Annotated in this window: 22 protein-coding genes; 8 read left to right on the top strand and 14 right to left on the bottom strand. The window is 65.2% G+C overall.

The annotated features are described in order from the left end of the window. Positions 1-164: 164 nt before the first annotated feature. A complete protein-coding gene (locus LOC56_RS14855; protein ID WP_442860111.1) occupies positions 165-1,238 on the bottom strand; it encodes a DNA polymerase IV in 1,074 nt (357 codons plus the stop codon). Positions 1,239-1,374: 136 nt separating this feature from the next. On the opposite strand from LOC56_RS14855, the gene LOC56_RS14850 reads away from it, so the two are divergent. The 3 genes from LOC56_RS14850 to LOC56_RS14840 all read left to right on the top strand — a co-directional run bounded on the left by LOC56_RS14850 (position 1,375) and on the right by LOC56_RS14840 (position 5,301). Beyond that, positions 1,375-2,466: a PucR family transcriptional regulator gene (locus tag LOC56_RS14850; protein WP_229953045.1), complete on the top strand. Its 1,092-nt coding sequence runs from the start codon at positions 1,375-1,377 to the stop codon at positions 2,464-2,466. Between the two features lie 123 nt (positions 2,467-2,589). Beyond that, complete coding sequence (locus LOC56_RS14845; RefSeq protein ID WP_229953044.1) at positions 2,590-4,266, top strand: flavin-containing monooxygenase; 1,677 nt, start codon at positions 2,590-2,592, stop codon at positions 4,264-4,266. Positions 4,267-4,317: 51 nt separating this feature from the next. Next, positions 4,318-5,301, top strand: coding sequence for an alpha/beta hydrolase (locus LOC56_RS14840; RefSeq protein ID WP_229953043.1), 984 nt, complete (start codon positions 4,318-4,320; stop codon positions 5,299-5,301). Positions 5,302-5,370: 69 nt separating this feature from the next. Here the strand turns inward: LOC56_RS14840 and murJ are convergent, their stop codons facing one another. From murJ to LOC56_RS14800, 9 genes are all read right to left on the bottom strand, one after another. After that, a complete protein-coding gene (gene murJ / locus LOC56_RS14835; protein ID WP_229953042.1) occupies positions 5,371-7,077 on the bottom strand; it encodes a murein biosynthesis integral membrane protein MurJ in 1,707 nt (568 codons plus the stop codon). A 45-nt stretch (positions 7,078-7,122) separates the two neighbouring features. Further along, positions 7,123-8,271, bottom strand: a complete 1,149-nt coding sequence (locus tag LOC56_RS14830) for a N(5)-(carboxyethyl)ornithine synthase (RefSeq protein WP_229953041.1) — start codon at positions 8,269-8,271, stop codon at positions 7,123-7,125. Between the two features lie 8 nt (positions 8,272-8,279). After that, a complete protein-coding gene (locus tag LOC56_RS14825; RefSeq protein ID WP_227924133.1) occupies positions 8,280-8,426 on the bottom strand; it encodes a hypothetical protein in 147 nt (48 codons plus the stop codon). Between the two features lie 101 nt (positions 8,427-8,527). Beyond that, positions 8,528-10,066, bottom strand: a complete 1,539-nt coding sequence (locus LOC56_RS14820; protein WP_229953040.1) for a sulfatase-like hydrolase/transferase — start codon at positions 10,064-10,066, stop codon at positions 8,528-8,530. A 159-nt stretch (positions 10,067-10,225) separates the two neighbouring features. After that, complete coding sequence (locus tag LOC56_RS14815) at positions 10,226-11,248, bottom strand: NADPH:quinone reductase (protein WP_229953039.1); 1,023 nt, start codon at positions 11,246-11,248, stop codon at positions 10,226-10,228. Positions 11,249-11,301: 53 nt separating this feature from the next. After that, positions 11,302-11,694 carry a hypothetical protein gene (locus LOC56_RS14810; protein ID WP_229953038.1) on the bottom strand — a complete coding sequence of 131 codons (393 nt, stop codon included), beginning with the start codon at positions 11,692-11,694 and terminating at the stop codon, positions 11,302-11,304. 112 nt (positions 11,695-11,806) lie between these two features. After that, positions 11,807-11,932, bottom strand: coding sequence for a hypothetical protein (locus LOC56_RS16235; RefSeq protein WP_257793697.1), 126 nt, complete (start codon positions 11,930-11,932; stop codon positions 11,807-11,809). Positions 11,933-12,035: 103 nt separating this feature from the next. Continuing rightward, on the bottom strand, positions 12,036-12,290 hold the full coding sequence (tatA, locus tag LOC56_RS14805; protein ID WP_229953037.1) for a Sec-independent protein translocase subunit TatA: 255 nt from the start codon (positions 12,288-12,290) through the stop codon (positions 12,036-12,038). After that, the gene (locus LOC56_RS14800; RefSeq protein ID WP_229953036.1) at positions 12,287-12,727 is read right to left on the bottom strand and encodes an alpha/beta hydrolase fold domain-containing protein; all 441 of its coding nucleotides are present in this window, start codon (positions 12,725-12,727) and stop codon (positions 12,287-12,289) included. Before LOC56_RS14800 ends, tatA begins: the two co-directional genes overlap by 4 nt. 47 nt (positions 12,728-12,774) lie before the next feature. On the opposite strand from LOC56_RS14800, the gene LOC56_RS14795 reads away from it, so the two are divergent. The 3 genes from LOC56_RS14795 to LOC56_RS14785 all read left to right on the top strand — a co-directional run bounded on the left by LOC56_RS14795 (position 12,775) and on the right by LOC56_RS14785 (position 14,330). After that, complete coding sequence (locus tag LOC56_RS14795; protein WP_229953035.1) at positions 12,775-12,978, top strand: amidohydrolase family protein; 204 nt, start codon at positions 12,775-12,777, stop codon at positions 12,976-12,978. 109 nt (positions 12,979-13,087) lie between these two features. Next, the gene (locus tag LOC56_RS14790; RefSeq protein ID WP_229953034.1) at positions 13,088-13,648 is read left to right on the top strand and encodes a hypothetical protein; all 561 of its coding nucleotides are present in this window, start codon (positions 13,088-13,090) and stop codon (positions 13,646-13,648) included. 76 nt (positions 13,649-13,724) lie between these two features. Further along, positions 13,725-14,330 (top strand): class I SAM-dependent methyltransferase, encoded by a 606-nt coding sequence (locus LOC56_RS14785; protein ID WP_229953033.1) that lies wholly within the window; start codon positions 13,725-13,727, stop codon positions 14,328-14,330. Positions 14,331-14,333: 3 nt separating this feature from the next. On the opposite strand, the gene LOC56_RS14780 is transcribed toward LOC56_RS14785, so the two are convergent. Together LOC56_RS14780 and LOC56_RS14775 are read right to left on the bottom strand one after the other, a co-directional pair. Further along, entirely contained in the window at positions 14,334-14,915 is a 582-nt protein-coding gene (locus tag LOC56_RS14780; protein WP_229953032.1) for a Clp protease N-terminal domain-containing protein, read from the bottom strand. 4 nt (positions 14,916-14,919) lie between these two features. Further along, the gene (locus LOC56_RS14775; RefSeq protein ID WP_146363983.1) at positions 14,920-15,135 is read right to left on the bottom strand and encodes a helix-turn-helix domain-containing protein; all 216 of its coding nucleotides are present in this window, start codon (positions 15,133-15,135) and stop codon (positions 14,920-14,922) included. A gap of 612 nt (positions 15,136-15,747) precedes the next feature. Between LOC56_RS14775 and LOC56_RS14770 the strand changes: the two genes are divergently transcribed. Then, a complete protein-coding gene (locus tag LOC56_RS14770) occupies positions 15,748-17,343 on the top strand; it encodes an HNH endonuclease (RefSeq protein ID WP_229953031.1) in 1,596 nt (531 codons plus the stop codon). A gap of 208 nt (positions 17,344-17,551) precedes the next feature. Then, positions 17,552-18,379, top strand: coding sequence for an alpha/beta hydrolase (locus LOC56_RS14765; protein WP_229953030.1), 828 nt, complete (start codon positions 17,552-17,554; stop codon positions 18,377-18,379). An 81-nt stretch (positions 18,380-18,460) separates the two neighbouring features. Here LOC56_RS14765 and LOC56_RS14760 read toward each other — a convergent pair whose 3' ends face one another. Further along, entirely contained in the window at positions 18,461-19,126 is a 666-nt protein-coding gene (locus LOC56_RS14760) for an SDR family NAD(P)-dependent oxidoreductase (RefSeq protein ID WP_229953029.1), read from the bottom strand. A gap of 151 nt (positions 19,127-19,277) precedes the next feature. Beyond that, positions 19,278-20,765 (bottom strand): MFS transporter, encoded by a 1,488-nt coding sequence (locus tag LOC56_RS14755; protein WP_229953028.1) that lies wholly within the window; start codon positions 20,763-20,765, stop codon positions 19,278-19,280. Positions 20,766-20,820 lie beyond the last annotated feature (55 nt).

Below are 20,820 nucleotides of genomic sequence, written 5' to 3'. Positions count from 1 at the left end.
TCTTGGATGTACAGGCGCCTACTCAGCTTCTGAATTGCCGCAGAGTGAGTTGGGGAGCGCTCGCAGGTGCTTACTCATGCTGTCCGATTGTTCGGCTCCCTGACAAGTTCACCCGTCGACTATGGCAGCAGTCACACAGGAGCGTCAAAACGAGCGTGCGGCCTTCACCACCCGCCGCGCGTAGGCGTGTGACCCTTCCGGGCGTCGTCGGGCATCGCCATTTCGGCCCGCAGGCCCAGCAGCCGGATCCGTCGGCCGGGTTCGATCGCGCCCGCGAGATCCAAGGCCCTGGTGAGGACGTCCTCCCGGTCGTAGGTCTCGGGGATCTTCCTCGCATGCGTCTTGGTGGTGAACGGCGCGTACCGGACCTTGAGGGTCAGCCCGATCACCGGCCGCCCTTCCGCCGCCACGTCCTTCAGGACCTGCGCGGTCAGCTCCCGCACGGCGTCGTCCACTTGGGCCGGCTCGGTGAGGTCCTGCTGGAAGGTAGTTTCCCGGCTGTGTCCCCGGGCCACCCATGGGGTGTCGTCCACAACGCTGCTGCCGTCCCCGCGCCCGAGTTCGTTGTACCAAGGGCCCATCTTCGGCCCGAACTCCGGAACCAGCGCCTGTGGATCGGCCGCGGCGAGCTCGGCAACGGTATGAATCCCCAGCTTCGCGAGCCGGCCCGAGATCTTGTTCCCGACGCCCCACAGCTCCTTGGTGGGCCGTTCGCCCATGAAGTCGAGCCAGTTCGCGGTGGTCAGGCGGAAAATGCCGGCGGGCTTGCCGAAATCCGTGGCGTTCTTGGCGCGGATCAGGGTGTCGCCGATGCCCACGCTGCAGTGCAGCTGCGTGCGGTCCAGGACGTCGGTCTGGAGCTGGCGGGCGTAGGTTTCCGGATCGTCCGTCACCACCCCCACAAAGGCTTCATCCCAGCCCAAAACCTGCACGACGGCGCCGGGCTGGGCGCGCAGGGTGGCCATCACCGCGTCCGACGCCTCGAGGTAGGCCTCGGCATCGACCGGCAGGATGACGGCGTCGGGCACCTTCCGGGCTGCAATCCGTAGCGGCATGCCCGATCCGACGCCGAACGCCCGGGCCTCGTAGGACGCGGTGGACACCACTGCACGTTCGGTCGGGTCGCCCCGGCCGCCGACAATGATCGGTTTGCCGGCCAGCTCGGGCCGCCGGAGCACTTCGACGGCGGCGATGAACTGATCGAGGTCGACGTGCAGCACCCAGGGGATAGCGTTCACGCGACCAGTGTGCCCTACCGGCCTCGAGAAGGCACCGGTCCCACATTCTTTGCGGCATGGCTTCGGTAGTGTACAAGTATTCCGGCCTGGTGAAAACCCGTCGCGGAAACACTCCTGACGGGCTAGCCTGACGCGTATGTTGACCGGTTCGGACAGCCCGCGCGAGGAAGCGCCCCCATGCCAAGGTGCCGGAGCGCCCGGACCGGATGAGATTTGGGATCTCTTTGACGAGCTCATGGAACGGGATGCTGATCCATCGACGGTCCTGGAGAGTGTTGCCAAGGTGCTTGGCCGCGGGGTCGGTTTGTGCACACCGGACGGAGTGAAGCTCGCCGTCGATCCGGATGGGGCGGTCCGGTGGGAATCGGTGACCGTACCTGCCGGGGCCCGCTGTCTCTTGGACGGCCTGCGGGTCTGGCTGGAAGGGCAGCCCGGCCTGGAGGAGAACCTGCTTCTGCGGCGGCTGGGGGTGACCCTGATGGTCGCGCTGCGTCGGCCTGCCGGCGCCGTCCGGCCAGCCATCGAGGCGGTTTTCGATCAGGCCCGGCGCCCGGATGCCCGGCTCAATGCTGCCATGCAGCTGGGGATGTCCGGGACGAAGCTGCTCACTGTTGCTGCTGTCAAAGGTCCGGACGGTGGGGTGAAGGAACTGGTTTCGCGGATCGGGACAGTCGCCTCGGTACTGGGTACATACGACGACGGGAAGGCACTGATCCTTGTCGCCATGGGACTGCCGGAGGTCTTGCCCGGCCTTGCCGTGCCGATGGGCGTTCGGATGGCATTCGCGAGCGGCGTCCACGTCGTGGACCTGCCGGCAGCGCATCGGCTGGTACTGCTCGGGCTGCGCTACGCGCTTCCTGCCACTCATGACAGTGCCCCGTATTCGAGGAGTGAAGCGGTGCTCGTTGATACAGCCTCCATGGGTGGGTATGCCTTGCTGCCGGCTTACCTGACGCGGGAACAGATCGACACGGTTGAGGACGTTCACGTCCTGGACAGGTTGTGTGTGGCATACGGTGCGGACATGCTGCGGATCCTCGAGGCGGTCGCAGCGACGGAGTCGGTACGGCAGGCAGCCCGTTCGGTCTACCTGCACCACAATTCAGTGGCCTACCGGGTCGAACGCGCCGAGCAGGCCTTGGGGTTCACCATTACCGAACCCTACGGCCGCAACCGGCTGTTCATCGCCCTGTGCCTGCGGCGCGTACGCGACTCAGCCGACGGGTAACTCGCCAGATGGCGCACATTGTTGCGCCACTTGGCCCATGACGCCGAACGGGGCACGGTACAGACTGAGGTGCACCAGAAGGCCTGGGCCGGCAATGACGCCGGAAAAGGACGGAGTGTCTCGATGAATGTATCGGGCGGGCAGGCAACCGATTTTGACGCCATGATCGTAGGCGCAGGGTTCGCCGGCATGTACATGTTGAAGCGACTGCGTGACGACCTGGGGTTGAGGGTGCGCGTAGTTGAACGGGGGGAGGGGGTCGGCGGGACCTGGTACTGGAACCGCTACCCGGGGGCACGCTGCGACGTTGAGTCCCTGTTCTACTCCTATTCGTTTTCACCGGAACTGCAGCAGGAATGGGAGTGGACCGAGCGCTATCCCACCCAGCCGGAAATCCTGCGGTACGCAAACCACGTTGCCGACCGGTTCGACCTACGTGCTGATATCGCCTTCTCCACCTCAGTCGATAGCGCACGGTATGACGAGGCCCGGGAGTGTTGGGTCGTGAGCACCGACGACGGGGCCGTCAGTACCGCGCGGTACCTGATCACCGCCGTTGGCTGCCTTTCAGCCTCACGGGTACCGGATTTTGAGGGCATGGATACCTTCCGCGGGCCCACGTACCATACCGGCCAATGGCCGCACGAGAGTGTCGACTTCACCGGCCGCAGGGTGGCCGTGATCGGAACCGGGTCCTCCGGAATCCAGTCCATCCCGCAGATTGCTGCCCAGGCGGCCCATCTCACGGTGTTCCAACGGACGCCCAACTTTTCGGTGCCGGCGGTGAACCGGCCGCTGAAAGCGGACGAGATTGAACAGACCAAGAGCGAGTATGACCAACTCCGGCAGGCAGCACGGATGTCGCCCAGCGGAACGAACCCCGCAGACCCCATTGGCCACGTTCTCGAGTTGCCAGACGAGGTCCGAACCCGCGAGATGAACCAGCGCTGGGATTACGGCGGGGCGGGCTTCATGTCCGCGTTCCTCGATACGGCGGTGAACCCCGAAGCCAACGAGGTCGTGGCGGAATACGTGCGCGACCGGATCCGCGAGATCGTTGGCCGCCCCGAAGTCGCCGAACTGCTGATGCCCCGGGACCACCCGATCGGAACGAAGCGGATCTGCGTCGATACCGACTACTACGCGACATATAACCGGGACAACGTGACCCTCATCAGTGTCCGGGAGACACCGATCGATCGGATCACCGAGCATGGTGTTGTGGTGGCGGGCGAACTCTACGAGGTGGATGACATCGTCTTCGCCACCGGCTTCGACGCGATGACCGGTCCCCTCAATGCGATTGCCCTTCAAGGAGTGGACGGGGTGATGCTGCGGGACAAGTGGATAGCCGGCCCCCGCACCTATCTGGGGATCGCCAGTGCGGGGTTCCCCAACCTTTTTATGATCACCGCACCCGGGAGCCCTTCTGTGTTGAGCAACATGATGGTCTCGATCGAGCAGCACGTGGACTGGGTTGCCGACCACATTGCCTATGCCCGTGAGCACGGCATTATCCGGACCGAGGCGGACCCGGCCGCGGAGGAGACCTGGGGGGACCACGTCAACGAGGTGGCCAACATGACGCTGTATCCCAGGGCAGCCTCCTGGTACATGGGCGCCAACATCCCGGGCAAGCCCAGAGTCTTTATGCCCTATGTCGGAGGCGTCGGCGCCTACCGGACGTTGTGTGACGAGGTTGCGCGCGACGGCTACCGCGGCTTCAACCTCACCACGCGGAACGACGTCAGTGCAGCTGGAGACATTGACGCCAAAACCCCCGTTCCGGCCGATTCCTGACATCCGCAACAGCACTAAAACTTCCCGATAACCTCACGAATGAAGGACACCATGACCCTGAAACCCACCACCACCAGTTCACGGCACCTGATCGACCCCGAGATTGTCGACCTGCTCGATGTCTTTCCGGCCCTGAACCTCTCGGCGGAGACACTTCCGACTGTCCGCGCAATGATGGGCGCGCCGGTCGAGGGGGCACCAGACCCCGTCGAACTCTTCCCCGACGTGACCACTACCGAGTACCTGGTCCCGGGGGCAGAAGGCGACCCCGATGTACGGGTCCTCTACTACGAACCGAAAAACAAGGCGACCACCCCGTCTGCGGCCTTGGTCTGGATCCACGGCGGGGGATACGTCATCGGATCAGCGGACGCAGACGAGATTCTTTGCCGTCGGATTGTTGCCGAGACCGGCGCCGCCGTGGCATCGGTCGACTACCGGCTCGCTCCGGAGACTACTGCGCCGGGCCTGGTGGAGGACTGCTATGCGGCACTCCGCTGGATTCACGGCAAAACCGACGAGTTCGGGATCGACGCAGCCCGCATCGCCGTGGGCGGTGCCAGTGCCGGCGGTGGGCTTGCCGCCTGTCTGGCGATCCTGGCCCGGGACCGCGGCGAATTTCCGATCGCCTACCAGCTGCTCATCTACCCCATGCTCGATGACCGGACGGCCAGCACCCGTGATCCGCACCCGTACGCCGGTGAGTTCCTCTGGACACCGGGAGACAACCGGTTCGGTTGGGCATCGATCCTCGGACACGAGCCCGGGGGTGAGGGTGTCTCACCGTATACGGCCGCTGCGCGCGTAGAAACTGTCGCGGGGCTGCCGGCGGCATTCATCAGCGTCGGTGCCCTGGATCTGTTCCTCGAGGAGGACATTGACTACGCCCAGCGGCTGATCGCGGCGGGCGTGCCCACGGAGTTGCACGTGTATCCGGGGGCCTACCACGCCTACGACATGAACCCGGAGGCTCAGGTCACCGGATGCTACTTCCGCGACTTCCTGGGCGGACTCTCCCGGTCACTGAAGGGTTAGGGCTAACGGCCCGAACTGCGGCGGTCCGGCACGACTGGACCGCCGCAGTTCTTTGCCTCTTTGCCCGACTCATCTGCGGACCAACGTGCGCAGCGACCCGGCAAGCTGGCCGAGTTCGGCCACCCGAAGCAGTTTCAGCATGCCCAGGTACACGGCACCCATCACAACGCCACCCAGGGCGAGCACCACAAGGGCATGGAACTTGGACTGCCAAAGGTACCCGCCGGCGTCGTACCCGCCGAACGCCCAGGACACGGCCGTCCCGGCGAGGGCGGCGACGATGCCGGCAACCGCGAACCGGACGTGCGCATCGAAGATGTGGCCGGCGCCGTAAGGGCCAATCGCCCGCGTGAGGAAGAGGTGACTGACGACGACGGCGGTCACGTTGCCGAGGGAATAGGCGACGGCGAGCGTCGGCACAATGAACCGGGGATCAAGCACGCCCGCAAAGACGGCGAGAACCACCCCCACTCCGGACAGGATCAGCTGGATTTTCAGCGGGGTCTTCACGTCCTCGCCGGCATAGAACACCCGGCCGAGAAGGAAATTGGCGCTCAGGAACGGGGCTCCTACGGCGAGGATGGCGATGATGATTCCGTTGAGCGTGGCAGCCTCGGGTGATTCGCTGAAGAGCATTCCGAGCGGGCCGGCGAACGCCAGCAGGGCCGCCGCGCCGAACACCGTGGCCACACCGGTGATGCGCAGCCCCTGGGACAGCACAGCGCGTACCTCCGGAAGGTTGCCGCCGGCATAGGCAGCGGAAAGCTGGTTGAACATTACCGAGGCCAGGGACAGGGCGATCACGGCGTGCGGCAGCTGGTAGACCATGGCACCGATGTCCAGGTTTGCCAGACCCGCGATCCGGGCCGGCCGGCCCTGATCGGTGAGGGCTTGCCGGGCGTCGGAGGCGATGGTGGCAACGTAGAGATTGACGAAGTACAGGCCGTTGCCGAGGAGCATCGTGATGATCGTGACGGACGCCAGCCGTCCGGTTCGTCCGAGTCCCGTGCCGCGCAGCCCGAACTTCGGCTTCAGGCCCAGTTTCAGGCGTCGAAGCGGGATCAACAGCAGAAGCGCCTGAAGGGCGACGCCGAGTGTCATGCCGCCCGCCAGCAGGACCGTATGCGCCGGCGTCCACGTTTCCGGCTTATACCCTTCTGACTGTTCGGCACCCATCAGCGACAGGAACACCACCAGCGCGCCGATGGACACCAGGTTGTTCACCACCGGAGCCCACATGTACGGACCGAAGGAGCGGTTGGCGTTCAGGATCTGGCCCAGCACGGCATACAACCCGTAGAAAAAGATCTGCGGCAGGCACCAGTAGGCGAACGCCGTGGCCAGGGCGAGGTTCCCGTCCGTGAAACGCGTCGCCGCATCGATAATCACCGGAGCCGCCAGCGTCACCAGCACCGTGAGGACCAGCAGCGCCGCCACGGCGAGGGTCAGGATCCTGCTGACATAGTCGGCACCCCGGTCCGGTTGCCGGCTGGCCCGCACGATCTGGGGAACCAAAACGGCGTTGAACACACCGCCGGCGAGCATCAGGTAGATGAAGTTCGGCAGGGCGTTGGCGTAGGAAAACAGGTCCGAGACCCCGGCCGAGGCGCCAATGGCAGTGGCGAGCAGCGCCGTCCGGACGAGGCCGAGCACCCGGGACACGACGGTGCCCGCCGCCATAACAGCGCTGGCCCGCGCGGCGGAACCACGGCCCGGGGGCGAAGGCGCGCCGGAAGCCGCATCTTCGGCGTTCCTGGCGGCCGCGGCTGTACTCATGGAGGACATCGTCCCAGATGATGACGCCGGCTTCGCGCTACCCGGTCAGGAACCCAGCGCCGCATGCGGGTAGGCGGGCTCCCGCTGCTGGAACTGCAGCACGTCCTGGTTGAGGATCGCGCCGTCGCGGATTTCGATTGCCCGCCGGATGGTTTCGTTCTCCGTCCACGCCGCAGGACCGGCAATGACCGTTTCCAGGAAGGGCAGGAGCGCCTCGCTGATTTCCCAGCTCGCGGAGTTCCAAAGGTAGGACGGGCTGTGATCGACGGCGTAGTAGTTGATGTGCTCGCCCACCTCGAACATCGGGTCGGTGAAGGTGGTGGTTTTCGCCCACTCGAAGCCCATGCCTTCGTCGCAGGACACGTCCACGATCAGGCTGCCGGGCCGGAAAGCCTCCAGGTCATCGGTGCGCAGGTAGGTCAGCGGGGCGTTGGGATCCTGCAAAGTGCAGTTGACCACGATGTCGCTCTCGGCAAGGAACGGGGCCAGCGGCACCCGCCCGTCTTCGGTGATGACCTCGCTGAGGAACGGAGTGCTGTCGTCACGGTCGAACTGAACAATCCGCGCCGAGTGGATGGGAGCCCCAACCGCCGCGACGCCGCGGCTGGTCAGGACTTGGACGTCGTGGATGCCGTGGGCGTTCAGGGCAGTGACCGCGCCGCGCGCCGTTGCGCCGAAGCCGATGACGACGGCGCTGAGCCGCCGGCCGTAGGCGCCGGTGGAGCCGGTCAGGCTGAGGGCATGCAGGACGGAGCAGTACCCGGCCAGCTCGTTGTTCTTGTGGAAGACGTGCAGGCCGAAACCGCCGTCGCTGGCCCAGTGGTTCATCGCTTCGAAGGCGATCAGCGTGAGCTTTTTGTCGATGGCCAGCTGGGTGACGGCGCGGTCCTGGACGCAGTGCGGCCAGCCCCAGAGGGTCTGCCCGTCCCGCAGTTCGGCCAGATCCTCGGGCTGCGGCTTGGGGAGGAGGACGACGTCGGCCTCCGCCACGATCTGTGCCCGCGGGAGCACAGCGCCAACGAGCGGCTTCAGGTCCATGTCCGAAACGCCGAACTTTTCTCCGTAGCCTTCTTCCAGGAGCAGCTGCCGCCGAACCTCAGGGGCGATGCGTTCCAGATGTAGCGGGTGGATGGCAAGACGCCGCTCATCGGGCTTGCGTGTGCTGGAAAGGACGCCGAGGGTGAGACGCTCCACGGGGCGGTTCACTTCTTTTTGGGCGGTGCAGGTTTGGCGCCGGCGGCCTTGTCGAGGGCGGGGGGAGCCGCTGCGGCCTTCTTATCGGCACGCTTTTCCTTGATGGACTTTCCGGACTTTTTCGATGCTGCTTGGCGCGGGGACTTGTCAGACATGTTCGCTCCTGTAGCGGAACCGAAGCGGTTCCTGACTCTGAACCATACATGCACAGCAGCCGGGCCCGTGGCAGGCGAAGAGGCCAAGCCTGCCTGGGGCCCTACCGCCCGGCCCAGGCCTCCGTGTAGAACTGCGGGGAAAGCGATTCGAGCAGTTCGACGTAGGCCTCGCGCTCCATGGCCTGCGCCGATTTGGCAGGGATCTCTGAGGTGAAGGCGGATACGCCCAGCCCGGCCTCATGATCCTTCAGGGTCAGGCCTGCGGCTTCCAGGATGGTCGGGTACATGTTCAGCTGGTCGACACCGGGGCGCAGCGTGCTGCCTGCCTGGCCCGGAACCCAGACCCGGTTGAAGATAGTGCGGTTGGTGTGATGGTCCAGCTGCTCGTGGAAAGCGTCGCCGGCACTCATGTGCTTGAGGTGGTCGCCCATGATCACCACGGCGGTGTCCTCGAGGTACCCCTGCTGTTCCATGTAGTCCACGAAGCCCGCCACCTCGGTCATGGAGCAGGCGAACACGGAGGTGACGTTGTTTTCGGTGTCCACGTCGCAGTAGTCGTAGACGTGCACCGGTTCGTGGGTGTCCAGCGTCAGCATGGAGAGGTTGAACGGTTTCCCGGTTTCGTCCGCCTCGGCGTGCAGCCTGTCGACTTCCTCCTTGGCATGGGCCATGAGGCGTTCATCGCTCAGGCCCCAGTCCTTGCGGAAGTTCTCTGCCGGTTCCCCGGCGTCGCGCCAGTCGGAGAGGTCCTTCACCTCGGAGTAGCCGTGGGTGCCCAGGAATGTGTCCTTCGCAGCGAACGAGGCATTGGCGCCGCCTAGGAAAACATTCGTGTACCCCTGCTCTTCCAGGACATCGCCGAGGCAGGTTGTCCCGGCCAGGTAAGTGTCGCCGTCGTCGTCGAGGTTGCTTGCGTCATTGCTCTCCTCGGCGGAGCCCACACCCTTCAGAGGGACGCCGCACTGCGTCGAGACGAGCCCGGCCATGGTCCAGCCCCCTCCCTCGTACTGCTGGAAATTCTCCACGCTCTGCCAGCCGGCGGAGGCCTGGGTAGCATCCTTGAGGGGAACGAAGGCGTCCTTTTCGAAGAGCTGGTCATCTGCGAGGGTGCCCTCGCCGGACTCGAGGTAGATCAGCACCAGGTTGCGCTTCTGTTCGGCCCCGGTGACGGTTGGCTCCACGTAGTAGTCGCCGATGTTGTACTTGGAGTTCGCCGCCTTGATGTAGTCGGCCATGCCCACCGTGCTGGCGAAGGCCGTGGTGCCGCCAATGACCAGTGCGCCCACCAGGACGGTGGAGACCGTGCGCATAACCCACGGTGAACGGCGGGGACTCGTGTCCTCCCCGTTGCGGCGCTTGCGGCGGCGGAAGTACTGCCACAGGGCGATCCCGCCGGTGATAAGCAGAGGCAGGACGCCGACCCCGAGGATGCCGAGCCAGACAATGCCCCCGCCTCCGCCGTCGGTCTCCACCGAGACGAGGTTCAGGAGCATCTGCCCGACGGAGATTTCGCCCCAGAAGAAGCGAATGCCGAGGGCGGCAATAAGCAGCACAAGTCCAAGCCAGATCAGGACGTAGACCAAGACGCGTCCAACGACGACGCCAACCCGGCGGGTCACGTCAAGAATCTGGCCAGACATGGAAATACCTCACGTTCCAGATGCCAGCCTTTTCGCCGAACACCCTTGACATCCAACCCGCTCTCCGGGCCAAAGAAGAATAGTACCGTCATGCTACCTGTTCAACCTTGGTTCATCCCTCAGGAACGGGCTGGACACCTCCGTGGGTTATGCACGAACTTAGGCGGTTTCGTCGGCAACGCGGATGAGGATCTTGCCGGTGGTTCCGTCCTCGACGGCGTCGTGCGCAGCAGCGGTCTCCTCGAGGGGGAACCAGGTGAGGGGGAGTCCCGCAGACTCACCGACGGGCAGCGCGCCGTCCTGCAGTGCTGCGTTGATGTCCTCTGCCGCAGCGTGCTGGGCCTGGGTCCCGACGGTATATATAAGGACGCCCTGCCAGCGGACATTCTTCGCGAAGCTCGCAACGATCGGCGCCGTGAATTCCTCGCCGTTGTTGTTGGCGTAGTAGGCGATGCTGCCGTGATTCGCGATTACGTCTACATCAAGGGCTGCGTTCTGGGCGGGGGACACCTCGACAATGTGGTCGACGCCGTCCGGGGCGATTTCCCGGATGCGGTCGGCCTCGGCGTCGTCCGGGTAACGGACAATGTGGTGCGCTCCGGCAGCGGTGGCGAGCTCGGCCTTCGCGTCGCTGCTGACCGTCGCGATCACCGTGGCACCGGCCCAGGCGGCGAACTGGATGGCGGCATGGCCCACGGCTCCGGCGCCGCCCTGAACCAGGACGGTGCGTCCGGCGAGGGCGCCCGGGGCGAGCCGGGACGGGCCGTGCTCGTGGACGGTGAGGGCGCGGTGCGCGGTCATCGCGGGGACGCCGAGGCTGGCGGCGACGTCGAAACCGATGCTGTCCGGAAGCCGTACGGCCCGGTCTGCGGGGAGGACGGTGAACTCCTGGGCGGTCCCGGTGGGACGGCCGTGGGCGGCGAGGTAAATCCATACCCGGTCGCCCACCTGCAGATCGATCACACCCTCGCCGATGGCGTCGACAATCCCGGCGCCGTCCTGGTTCGGCACCACTTCGGGGAACGCCAGGCTGCTGCCGGCGCGCGCTTTCCAGTCGGTGGGGTTCACGCCGGAAACGGCAACGCGGACCCGCACTTCGCCCGCACCGGGGGCGGCGGCGTCGCGGTCAACGAGGGAGAGGACGGACGAGGGGCCTGTGGCGGAGTACACGATTGCTTTCATGGGCGGTACAAGAAACCCGGGCGGAGTTCTATTCCCCGGTGCGGACAATCGGGTCAGGTGCTCGCCTGCGGCAGCTGCTGTTGGCCCCAATAACTGCGGGCATCCGGGCCGACGGCATCGTAGTCAGCGCTGCCGAGGAAGCGCTCCTGTGCGTAAGGGGTGTCATTGGCGACGGTGGCAGTGTAGAGCCTCAAATCCCTTCGCCTGCGGTGCAGGTCCCGGGGACGGGATTCGTGGACGTAGACCCCCGCCAGGGCGACCGCCTTGCTGATCAGCATGCTGGAACCGTCGGCCAGGCCAGGACCGTTGTAGAGCACCCAGCTTGCGACGGTCAGAACCTCCTCCAGCACCTCTCGGGGCGCTTCCCACGCCCACTGTGCAGCGGCGTCTTCTCCATACGAGAGCAGATCCGCAACGATGCTTACCCGCGACGTGCTCAGCGACATTCTTCCCCCATTTCCCCCGACCCCCGGGGGTGTTGACTCGGTTCGGCAACGAGTTCTGCAAAGAGCCGGACCGCCCCCGCGGGGACGGTCCGGCTCTGATCGACGACGGTTACTACTTCTTGTCGTCCTTGTTTCCGTCGACGGCGTCCTTCGCCTTGTCTTTAACCTGGTCAACCTTCTCCGGGTTGTCCTTGGCTGCGTCTTTTGCCTTGTCTGCCATGCCGCCTAGATCTGCCATTGGATAATGCCTTCCCTCTGTGCGGTCCGGGGCCAAGCGGTCCCGGCTGGGTACACCTATCCTGCCCCACATGGGCGGCTTGGAACCCGGGTGCTGGTGTTTTTTATCGGGAAGCGGAGGGGAAGTTGTCCTTCGGCACTGGTACCGGCGCGGGTGCGGCAGCTGGAACCGTGCCGCCAGCCAGGGGTTCCGCCACGGCTTCGGGTGCATTGTTCTCGTCTTTAAGCTGCCGCACCTCTGACTTGAAGATCCGCAGGGACTGGCCGATGCTGCGCGCCAGTCCGGGCAGCTTCGGAGCACCGAACAGGACTATCGCCAGAACGACGACCATGATGATTTGCCAGCCTTCAAGCCTCATAGCGGGGAACCTTCCATCGGGGTATTGGTGGGGGAGGAGTAGTTTGCGGGGGAATCGACGGCGCCGGAATCGTGAAGGGCCCGGACCAGCGCGTGGTCACGGTCGCGCAGGCTTTGGGTACCAACATGCGAGTCCGGACAGTTCAGCTCGAACCCGTGATAGGCGCCGGGATACACATGTAGCTCGGTGGGCACACCTGCCTGCAGCAGGCGGGCGGCGAGGGAAATGTCTTCGTCCCGGAACAGGTCCAGCTCGCCCACCTGGATGAGGGTAGGCGGCAGGCTGCGTAGATCTTCTGCGCGAGCCGGAACCGCATAGGCGCTCGCAGGCGAACCGCCCAAATAGCACTCCCACGCGAACCCGCTGTGCGCAGCGTTCCAAGTGGGAACGTCAGCGAACTCGACGGCCGAACCGGAGGTGTGCGAGGAGTCCAGCATCGGACACCGGAGCGATTGCCGGCGGGACGGCTTCCATGCTCGACCTGGTGCGCAACAGCGTTCGGGCCGGTGTCAGCCTGGCGGATGCCGTTACCGCAGCTGCGTTGGTGCCGGCCCGGGTTCTCGGGATGGAGCAGCAGATTGGACAGCTGATACAGGGTGGCGCTGCGGACGTGCTCGTCCTTGGTCCGGACCTGGATCTCCGCGGCGTCATGCGGCGGGGGGAATGGCTGTACCGGGATGCAGACTAACTCCGCCGCGGTGGCGGCCTGTGTGTGCAAAAGGAAGCCTGCTGTCCGATAGGCTTACCTACCGTCCCGGCAAACCTGCCGCGGAATCAGCCAGCTTTATGGGGGAAGCATGTCCGAGAAAATGGCGCAGGACGCCAATTACAATCCTTACGCAGGAGTCCAGCCGGCAACGCCCGCTACAGCTCCCGCAGCCGCACCGGCGCGGCCGAAGACGGTGGAGACCGCCTTCTGGCTGCTGATCGCTGCGGCGGCTTTGGTGCTCATCCGGATTCCGGTGGGGATCGCTGCCGTGAACACCGAGAAGCACAAGGAGGAAGTGGGGTCCATCTTCGGTACGGCCAACATCCCCTGGTGGACCTCCGAAGAAATCTCCAGCTATGTGTGGTCGGGTGTCAGCACCGCCATCATTCTTACGGCGATTGCCCTGCTGTCGCGGATGGGCTTTGGCTGGCCCCGGATCGTCCTTATCCTTGTCGTGATTTCCACCGCGCTGAACACACGGGTGCAGTTTTTCGCGAGTGTCGTGACGGTCTACCCGGCAGCTTGGGTGACTTTGGTGTCCGTCCTGCTGTCGCTGGCCGCAACGGTGCTGCTGTTCCTGACCCCGTCGAATCACTACTTCAAGTCGATGGGGCAGTACCGCAAGGGCAAGAAGTCCGTCCAGGCCTAGGCTGACGAGTCTGGGCCCGGCGGCCGGCAGCCCTGTTGGCTGACCGGCCGCCGGTTTCGCGACGTAGGCTTGGAAGATGCGAAACGAAACCCTCTGGGAAGCGAAAAAGCGGCAGAATCCCGGGCATTCCGCCTGGTATATCTCGCGGTTCGAAGCCATGCGGGAGCAGGGCCAGGACCTCGACGGCGAAGCCCGGCTGATCGACGCCATGCTGCCGCGGGGAGCCCGGATCCTCGACGCCGGCTGCGGTCCCGGCCGGGTGGGCGGGGAACTGGCGCGGCGTGGCCATGCCGTTGTCGGCGTCGACGTCGATCCGGAACTTATCGACGCCGCCCGGCAGGACTTCCCGGACCTGCAGTGGCTCGTGGGTGACCTGGCCGAGCTGGACCTGCCCGCGGAGGGCGTTACTGATCCGTTCGACGTGATTGTCTGCGCCGGCAACGTGATGACCTTCCTGGCACCGGGCACCGCCGTCGACGTCCTGTCCCGGATGCGCGAGCACCTGGCAGCAGACGGCCGGGTGGTTATCGGGTTCGGCGGAAAACGCGGGTATGCCTTCGAGGCCTTCTTTGCCGACGCCGTCGCTGCAGGGCTCGAAGTGCCGCAGCGGTTCTCCACGTGGGACCTGCGGCCGTTCAATGAAGAGTCGGACTTCCTGGTGGCGGTGCTGGGCCGCGCCTGAGACCTAGGCCGCGGCGTCCATGGTGCCGAGAATCCGAACCCTCAGGTCTTCCGGCCCCACGTGTCGACTGATCAGGGACATGGCTGCGGGGTCGGCGCCTCGGAGGACTCCCAGCAGTAGATGTTCCGTCCCGATGTAGCCGTCCTTCCGAGCCGTTGATTCACGCAGGCTGTTCGTCAGTACGGCTTTCGCACCGCTGCTGAAGGGCAGGTGCCCGCCTTTGAGGGAGTCGAACAGGCGACGACGCCGCGGGGCGGGACCGGCGGCGGCGTCCAGGGTGCCTTCCCCGAATTGTGCATCGACGGCGCGGCGCACCTCGTCCAGGTCGATACCGACGGATTCCAAGGCGGCGGCGTCGTCGTACCCGGAGTCCGGGCCCATGGTGCGTAGGTCCGCACGGAGCTGCGCTGTCGTGAGGCCACACTCGGCCAGTACGGACGCCAGCCGAGGGGTGGATGTTTCCACGGCGGACACCGCGCCGATCAGCACGTGCACCGGGAGGATCTGGGTCGCCTCCAAGGTGCGGGCTTCTTCCTGGGTAAAGACGACACTTTGGCGGGCTTGCTGAGTGAACCGTTCAAACATGGCGCTACTTCGCTTTCCGGTTGTATTTCTGGTGCACTGCCTGCTTACTGATGCCGAGCTGGTCGGCGATGGCCTGCCAGGACCAGCCCTGCGCCCGGGCATTGGCAACCTGCACGGCCTCGAGCTGGTCGCGCAGCCTGCCGAGGGCGACGACGGCGCGCAGCCCGGTGGCCGGATCGGGACTCGCCGCCGCGGCGGCCAAGGGGGAATGGTCTTCCATAAGCGTCAACTTAGATTGACGGGTTCGGTGAGTCAAGAGGGTTAGCGGAAAAGCTGGAGCCAGGGCAAACGCACGTGTGCCGTCTTTGGCGGGCTGCAATCGATCATGGTTACCTGCGCCCCTGCCGTTCGTGTTCATTCTTCGTCTGCGGTACCGACCGCGTGGCGGAGGCGGCGGGCGCCGGTGCCTTCGAGGGCACCGGTGCCTTGGTGCAGGTAGCCGCCACGTTTGAACCGCCTTGTCGGGCGACGGCGAACCGGTTTCCAGCCCCCTGCCCAGCCCGGTTGGCGGCCAGGCCGGCCCACCTAACCATGTCTTCGCTGGCGTCGGGTTGAGCTCGGGCGGGTTGTCGACCGTGACTGACGATGCCGGAGCTGCGGGCAAGTAGTTGGGTGCGAAAGACGGGTATTTTTGGTTTTTTTGACGGCTGTTTTCGGCCTATTTTTCGGCCTGGAATGTCAGTGCGGGATGAAATCCTGAGATATGGATCAGCTCGGGAATACCGAACCGACAACCGAAGAGCCAGGCAATAAAGACCAGCAGCCGGAGGGGCAGCCTGGTGAAGCAAATGCGCCCCGCTCTTCGATAACCTTGTCTGTATACCGGGCGGAATTGGCCGCCGAACCTGCCGGGGCCACTACTGCCGGGACCACTCCTGTCGGCGGAACTGAGAGTCCTGCTGGTGCCTTCCCGGACGGTTTCACCGGGACGCTGGCGTTGCAGAACCTGGAAGCCTTCGACGAAGCCATGGTTGGTGAGGCCTTGGTCCGGGTGGAGCATTTGATTTCCTGGGGGCAGGCGCAGCGGGCCCAACTATTGAATCGGATGGAGCAAATCTTCCGGCATAACTTCTTCGACCCGTCGGAGCGGGATAAACCCGGGATCGCTTTCAGCGTCGCGGCGTCCGAATGCGCCGCCATTCTGAATGTTGCCCAGGTGACCGGTCAGCGGCTCCTCAGTGAAGCCGGCCAGCTGTGCGGCACCCATACGGCGACCTTGTCCGGGCTGGAAGAGGGACGGTTTTCGTACCAGCATGCGCAGGTGGTGCTGGAGCAGTGCCAGAACGTTTCCGCGGAGAAACTTCCCGGGTTCGAAGCGGACCTGTTGGCGGCTGCGGAGGGTCAGACGCGGGCGCAGTTCTCGGCCAAAGCCCGGCGGTTGCGCGAAAAGAAGTTCCCGGAGACCGTCAGCAAAAGGCACCTGACCGCTTTCGAGCAGCGCATGGTCACCCTGGACCGGGAAGAGGACGGCATGTCCTGCCTGTCGGCCCATCTGCGGGCTGCGGAAGCGCAGCAGATTTACAGCGCTCTCAGCACTGCGGCGCGAGGCGAGCAGGCGGGAGGGGATTCCCGGACCACGGACCAGCTCCGTGCGGATATTCTGGCGCAGCTGCTGATGGGCGGCAATCGGGGACTTTTCGCGACGGGAGGGGGTCAACGCGGCACCGGGCGCACCGGCGAGGTCGGAAACAACAGCAGGGCCGTGCATACCGGCGGCGACACTGACAGAACCAGACAGAACGAGGGAAACCTCGGTTTTGACGGCGACCCGGAGAACGACGGCGGACTGGAAGGCTACCCCGATATGGAGGCCAGAGCGGACACGGGATCAGGACCAGACGAAGGAATCATCCCGCGGGCGGAAATCATGGTCCTGATCAGCGCCGAAACCCTCTTCGGAGCCGACGACCAGCCCGGCGAGCTGCATGGCTACGGCCCCATCAGCGCCGAAGAAGCCCGCAGGCTGGCCCGCAACGCCGTCGGATGGACCGGGCTGGCCCAAAACCCGCAGACAGGTGAAATCCTCGGGGTGGGACGGCGTAGAAAAGTCCCGGCCGGGCTACGCCGCTGGCTCCGCGCCCGGGACGGAACCTGTCGGTTCCCCGGTTGCCGGGTCAGCACCGCGAACGCGGACATCGACCACACCATCGACTGGGCCCGCGGCGGACCCACCGACCACGGAAACCTGGAACACCTCTGCCGCCGGCACCACCGGTTCAAGACCCTGGGTTTCTGGAAAGCCTGGCAACCGGTGCCCGGGGTGATCGAGTGGACCTCTCCGACCGGCCGGGTCTATCGCACAGAGCCGTTCCTGGAACTCGGACCGCCGGACCCGGCTGCCGAACAGGAAACGGATCCCCTCGATGCCCAGCAGGCAAGGGATTCCGGGCAGAAAGATGCCAGTCCAGCACCGATGCCCCCGTTCTAAGCACTGGCGTCGTGGCCTCCACGTCGCCGTTCTGAACCGACCGGTATCTGAGCCTCGTGACCACTTGACGACGTGTACACGGTTGCACGGAAGTGACAGGTTCCGCAAGGAAAAATGACTTCCAGGATTGTTCCATCCCGCAGGGTCTACGTATCCTGCGGCATACGTTCATTTCCGCCTAATCCAACGGCGCTCCGAAGGGGGCACCATGAACGGTTCCAACACCCCGGATACGATCGTGCTGGTCCACGGGCTCTGGGTGACGCCCCGCAGCTGGGAAGGATGGAAAGCCCGTTATGAGGCAAAGGGCTTCACCGTCCTGACGCCCGCCTATCCGGGCTTCGAGATAGAGGTTGAGGCACTGCGCGAAAACCCGGACGTGATCGCCGCGGTTACCGTGCCGGAGACACTGGATCATCTCACGGGCGTCATCGGGGACCTGCCCCGTCCGCCCATCATCATGGGCCACTCCTTCGGAGGACTCCTGACACAGATGCTGCTCGCCCGGGGATTGGGGGTTGCCGGTGCTGCCATCAACTCGGCACCAACCGAAGGGGTGAGGGTTACCCCGCTGTCCCAGGCCCGCGCACTCTTCCCCGCACTGAAAAATCCTGCCAACTTCCATAAAGCGGTGGGATTCAGCCCGGCGGAATGGCACTACGCCTTCACCAATACGCTGAGCCGGGAGGACTCCGACGCCGCATACGAACGGTACGCTATTGCCGCTCCCGGGAACTGGGTGTGGGCGTACGGGTTGCTCGCGAATTTTCAGCCGGGGCATCAGGAGACATGGGTGGATTACTCCACCGACAGGGCACCGCTGCTGTTTATCGGAGGCAGTGAAGACCACATCATGCCTCCGTCGGTGAATAAATCCAACGCCAGGCACTGGGCCAAATCGCCCGCCCTCACGGAGTATCACGAGTTTGACGGCAGGGCGCATTGGACCTGCGCCGAACCGGGGTGGGAAGAGGTGGCCGATTACGCGCTGGACTGGACCCTCGGCCACGCGCAACCGCACCCGTCAGCGCTCTAGGACGGATCAGGACTAAGCGCCGTGACAGAACAAGACGCCCGATTTCCCGGGCCCCATGCCCTGTGACCAGTCCGCCGAGGTTCAGTCCGCGTTGATCTGGCGGCGGAAGGTGTCCCGACGGGTGTGGAGGTCCCAGAGGACGCCGGCGAGAACGTCGGGATCCTTTTCCGGATCACCCTCGATGATGCGGCCGCCGATGATGAGCTGCGATACGTGGATGCCCTCCTCGCCGAGGACCTCGTTGAGGAGCTGTGCGTAAGCGGCTTGTCCGGCGAACGCCACCGAGGTTCCGGTGACACCGCGTCCGGGCTTCACGGCGGATCCGCCGTTGACGAAGAGGATGGTGCCTCGGTTTTCACCAAGGAACCGCATTCCGGGCAGTACCTGGTGGACTGCGGCGACCGGCCCGTAGATGGAGAACTCAACAGGACCCCTGAGGTCCGCCACCGTCGTCTCAAGGACGGGCCGCATGAAGTCTTTCTGCGGAAGGGGGCTGTACTGCAGCACCTCGACCGGGCCGAGGGTTTCGGCCGCAGCCTCGAGGGCAGCGGCGATCGATTCCGGATTGCGGACGTCGGCGGCGAAGCCCCGGGCCGGAATTCCGGCCTTGCCGAGGTCTTCGGCAAGGGCGTCCACCTTGGCCTGGCTTCGGGAGATCAGCGCAACGGAGAATCCCTCTGCGCCGAAACGTCGTGCCACGGCGGCACCAAGGCCGCGTCCTGCACCAATGATCGCGATTGTAGTCATGGGGAAGCTAACTGGGTCGGGTGCCCAATAATTCCGGAGGTTTCCTGCCCGGCACGGCCCCGGCGTACAAAAGGCGCACAAAAGGCGTATAAAAAAGAACCGGTCCCGCTTTCGCGGGAGCCGGTTCCTTTTTCGTCAGGGACGGAAAGCTTTAGCCAACGGGGGCTACCTCGGGGACCTTCAGCAGGTCCTCCTTGGACGGACGGATCATGAAGTACCCGATCGGGGCAGCGAGGAACAGTGCGACGCCGGCCCAGATGAACGCGGTGGAGTAGCCGTTGACGAGCGCGTCGAGCTGCGCGGCAGGCTGGCCGCCGTTACTGCTCATGTGGGAAGTGATGCCCGCCGTGTAAACGGCGGTGAACAGTGCGGTGCCGATGGACCCGCCGATCTGCTGGGTGGCCGATACCGCGGCGCTGGCAACGCCGGCGTCGTGCTCGTCAATGCCGGCAAGGGCCACGTTCTGCAGCGGCACGAAGATCATCGCGAGGCCGAAGCCCAGCAGCGTCAGTCCGGGGAGGACCTCCAGGGCGTAGTTCCCCTCGACCGTGATGAAGGAGAGCCAGATCAGGCCGGCAGCGCCGACGATCGGCCCTACGGTCATGGGCAGGCGTACGCCGGTGCGCGGCAGGAACTTGGACAGCACGCCGGCGCCGACGGTGATGGCGATGGTCATGGGCAGTGACGCGAGGCCGGACTTCAGCGGCGAGTAGCCCAGGACAATCTGGAAGTAGAAGATCAGGAACAGGATGCCGCCCAGCAGGGCAGCGCCGGTCAGCGTGGAGGTCAGGAACGCGCCGCCGCGGACCCGGTTGGTCAGCACACGCAGGGGCAGCAGCGGGTTGGAGACGCGGCTTTCCACGAACACGAAGAGCGCCAGGATCAGCACGCCGGCGACGAGGAACGCAATGGTTTCAAAGCGTGCCCAGCTGTTTTCGGCCTGGGAGAACCCGTACACGAGCGAAGCCAGTCCGGCCACCACGAGAACGGCGCCAGGTAGGTCGTAGCGGGTGTTGCCGTGGGCTTTGCTCTCCCGGATCAGCGGCAGGGCGGCGGCCATGGCGACAATCGCGATGGGGACGTTGACCAGCAGGCACCAGTTCCAGCTGGCGTACTGCGTCAGGACGCCGCCAAGCAGCAGGCCGATGGCCGCGCCGCCGCCGCCGATGGCACCGTACACGGCGAAGGCCTTGATGCGGTCCTTGCCCGAGGGGAAGGTGATGGTCAGGATGGCGAGCGACGCCGGTGCCAGCAGTGCGGCGAAGGCGCCCTGCAGGCCGCGGGCCGCCAGGAGCATTTCGGTGCTTTCCGCAAAACCACCGATGGCGGAAGCCACGGCAAAGCCTGCCATACCCACCATGAACGTGCGCTTGCGGCCCCAGTAATCAGCGATGCGTCCGCCGAGCAGCAGCAGCGAGCCGAAGGCCAGTGCGTAGATGGTGACCACCCAGGTGCGGTCGCCGTCGGACATCCCCAGTTCGCGCTGCGCATCCGGCAGGGCGATGTTCACGATGGTGCCGTCAAGGACCACCATCAGCTGGGCCAGCGCCAGGACGGCCAGCAGCAGCCAGCGGTGCGGGTGTGCCGAATGGTCGACGGCGGCGGCCCGGGGCAGGCCGGAAGGGGTGGTGCGGTCCATGAAGGTGAAATCCTAATCAAACGAACTGGTTGGTTGGCTTAGATAGACTACAGGT

The organism is Arthrobacter sp. zg-Y179 (assembly GCF_020907345.1).
In the GTDB taxonomy this organism is placed as follows: domain Bacteria; phylum Actinomycetota; class Actinomycetes; order Actinomycetales; family Micrococcaceae; genus Arthrobacter_B; species Arthrobacter_B jinronghuae.
Note: the sequence above shows the minus strand (reverse complement) of the source record. Positions and strands in the feature narration are given on the sequence as shown.

What these genes read in the sequence shown, in the direction of transcription:
- LOC56_RS14785 (WP_229953033.1), top strand. Translation starts at nt 13,725, where the DNA reads ATGCGAAACGAAACCCTCTGGGAAGCGAAAAAGCGGCAGAATCCCGGG.
- LOC56_RS14820 (WP_229953040.1), bottom strand. Translation starts at nt 10,066, where the DNA reads ATGTCTGGCCAGATTCTTGACGTGACCCGCCGGGTTGGCGTCGTCGTT.
- LOC56_RS14755 (WP_229953028.1), bottom strand. Translation starts at nt 20,765, where the DNA reads ATGGACCGCACCACCCCTTCCGGCCTGCCCCGGGCCGCCGCCGTCGAC.
- LOC56_RS16235 (WP_257793697.1), bottom strand. Translation starts at nt 11,932, where the DNA reads ATGGCAGATCTAGGCGGCATGGCAGACAAGGCAAAAGACGCAGCCAAG.
- tatA (WP_229953037.1), bottom strand. Translation starts at nt 12,290, where the DNA reads ATGAGGCTTGAAGGCTGGCAAATCATCATGGTCGTCGTTCTGGCGATA.
- LOC56_RS14775 (WP_146363983.1), bottom strand. Translation starts at nt 15,135, where the DNA reads ATGGAAGACCATTCCCCCTTGGCCGCCGCGGCGGCGAGTCCCGATCCG.
- LOC56_RS14850 (WP_229953045.1), top strand. Translation starts at nt 1,375, where the DNA reads ATGTTGACCGGTTCGGACAGCCCGCGCGAGGAAGCGCCCCCATGCCAA.
- LOC56_RS14825 (WP_227924133.1), bottom strand. Translation starts at nt 8,426, where the DNA reads ATGTCTGACAAGTCCCCGCGCCAAGCAGCATCGAAAAAGTCCGGAAAG.
- LOC56_RS14800 (WP_229953036.1), bottom strand. Translation starts at nt 12,727, where the DNA reads ATGCTGGACTCCTCGCACACCTCCGGTTCGGCCGTCGAGTTCGCTGAC.
- LOC56_RS14845 (WP_229953044.1), top strand. Translation starts at nt 2,590, where the DNA reads ATGAATGTATCGGGCGGGCAGGCAACCGATTTTGACGCCATGATCGTA.
- LOC56_RS14780 (WP_229953032.1), bottom strand. Translation starts at nt 14,915, where the DNA reads ATGTTTGAACGGTTCACTCAGCAAGCCCGCCAAAGTGTCGTCTTTACC.
- LOC56_RS14765 (WP_229953030.1), top strand. Translation starts at nt 17,552, where the DNA reads ATGAACGGTTCCAACACCCCGGATACGATCGTGCTGGTCCACGGGCTC.
- LOC56_RS14840 (WP_229953043.1), top strand. Translation starts at nt 4,318, where the DNA reads ATGACCCTGAAACCCACCACCACCAGTTCACGGCACCTGATCGACCCC.
- LOC56_RS14760 (WP_229953029.1), bottom strand. Translation starts at nt 19,126, where the DNA reads ATGACTACAATCGCGATCATTGGTGCAGGACGCGGCCTTGGTGCCGCC.
- LOC56_RS14815 (WP_229953039.1), bottom strand. Translation starts at nt 11,248, where the DNA reads ATGAAAGCAATCGTGTACTCCGCCACAGGCCCCTCGTCCGTCCTCTCC.
- LOC56_RS14790 (WP_229953034.1), top strand. Translation starts at nt 13,088, where the DNA reads ATGTCCGAGAAAATGGCGCAGGACGCCAATTACAATCCTTACGCAGGA.
- LOC56_RS14810 (WP_229953038.1), bottom strand. Translation starts at nt 11,694, where the DNA reads ATGTCGCTGAGCACGTCGCGGGTAAGCATCGTTGCGGATCTGCTCTCG.
- murJ (WP_229953042.1), bottom strand. Translation starts at nt 7,077, where the DNA reads ATGAGTACAGCCGCGGCCGCCAGGAACGCCGAAGATGCGGCTTCCGGC.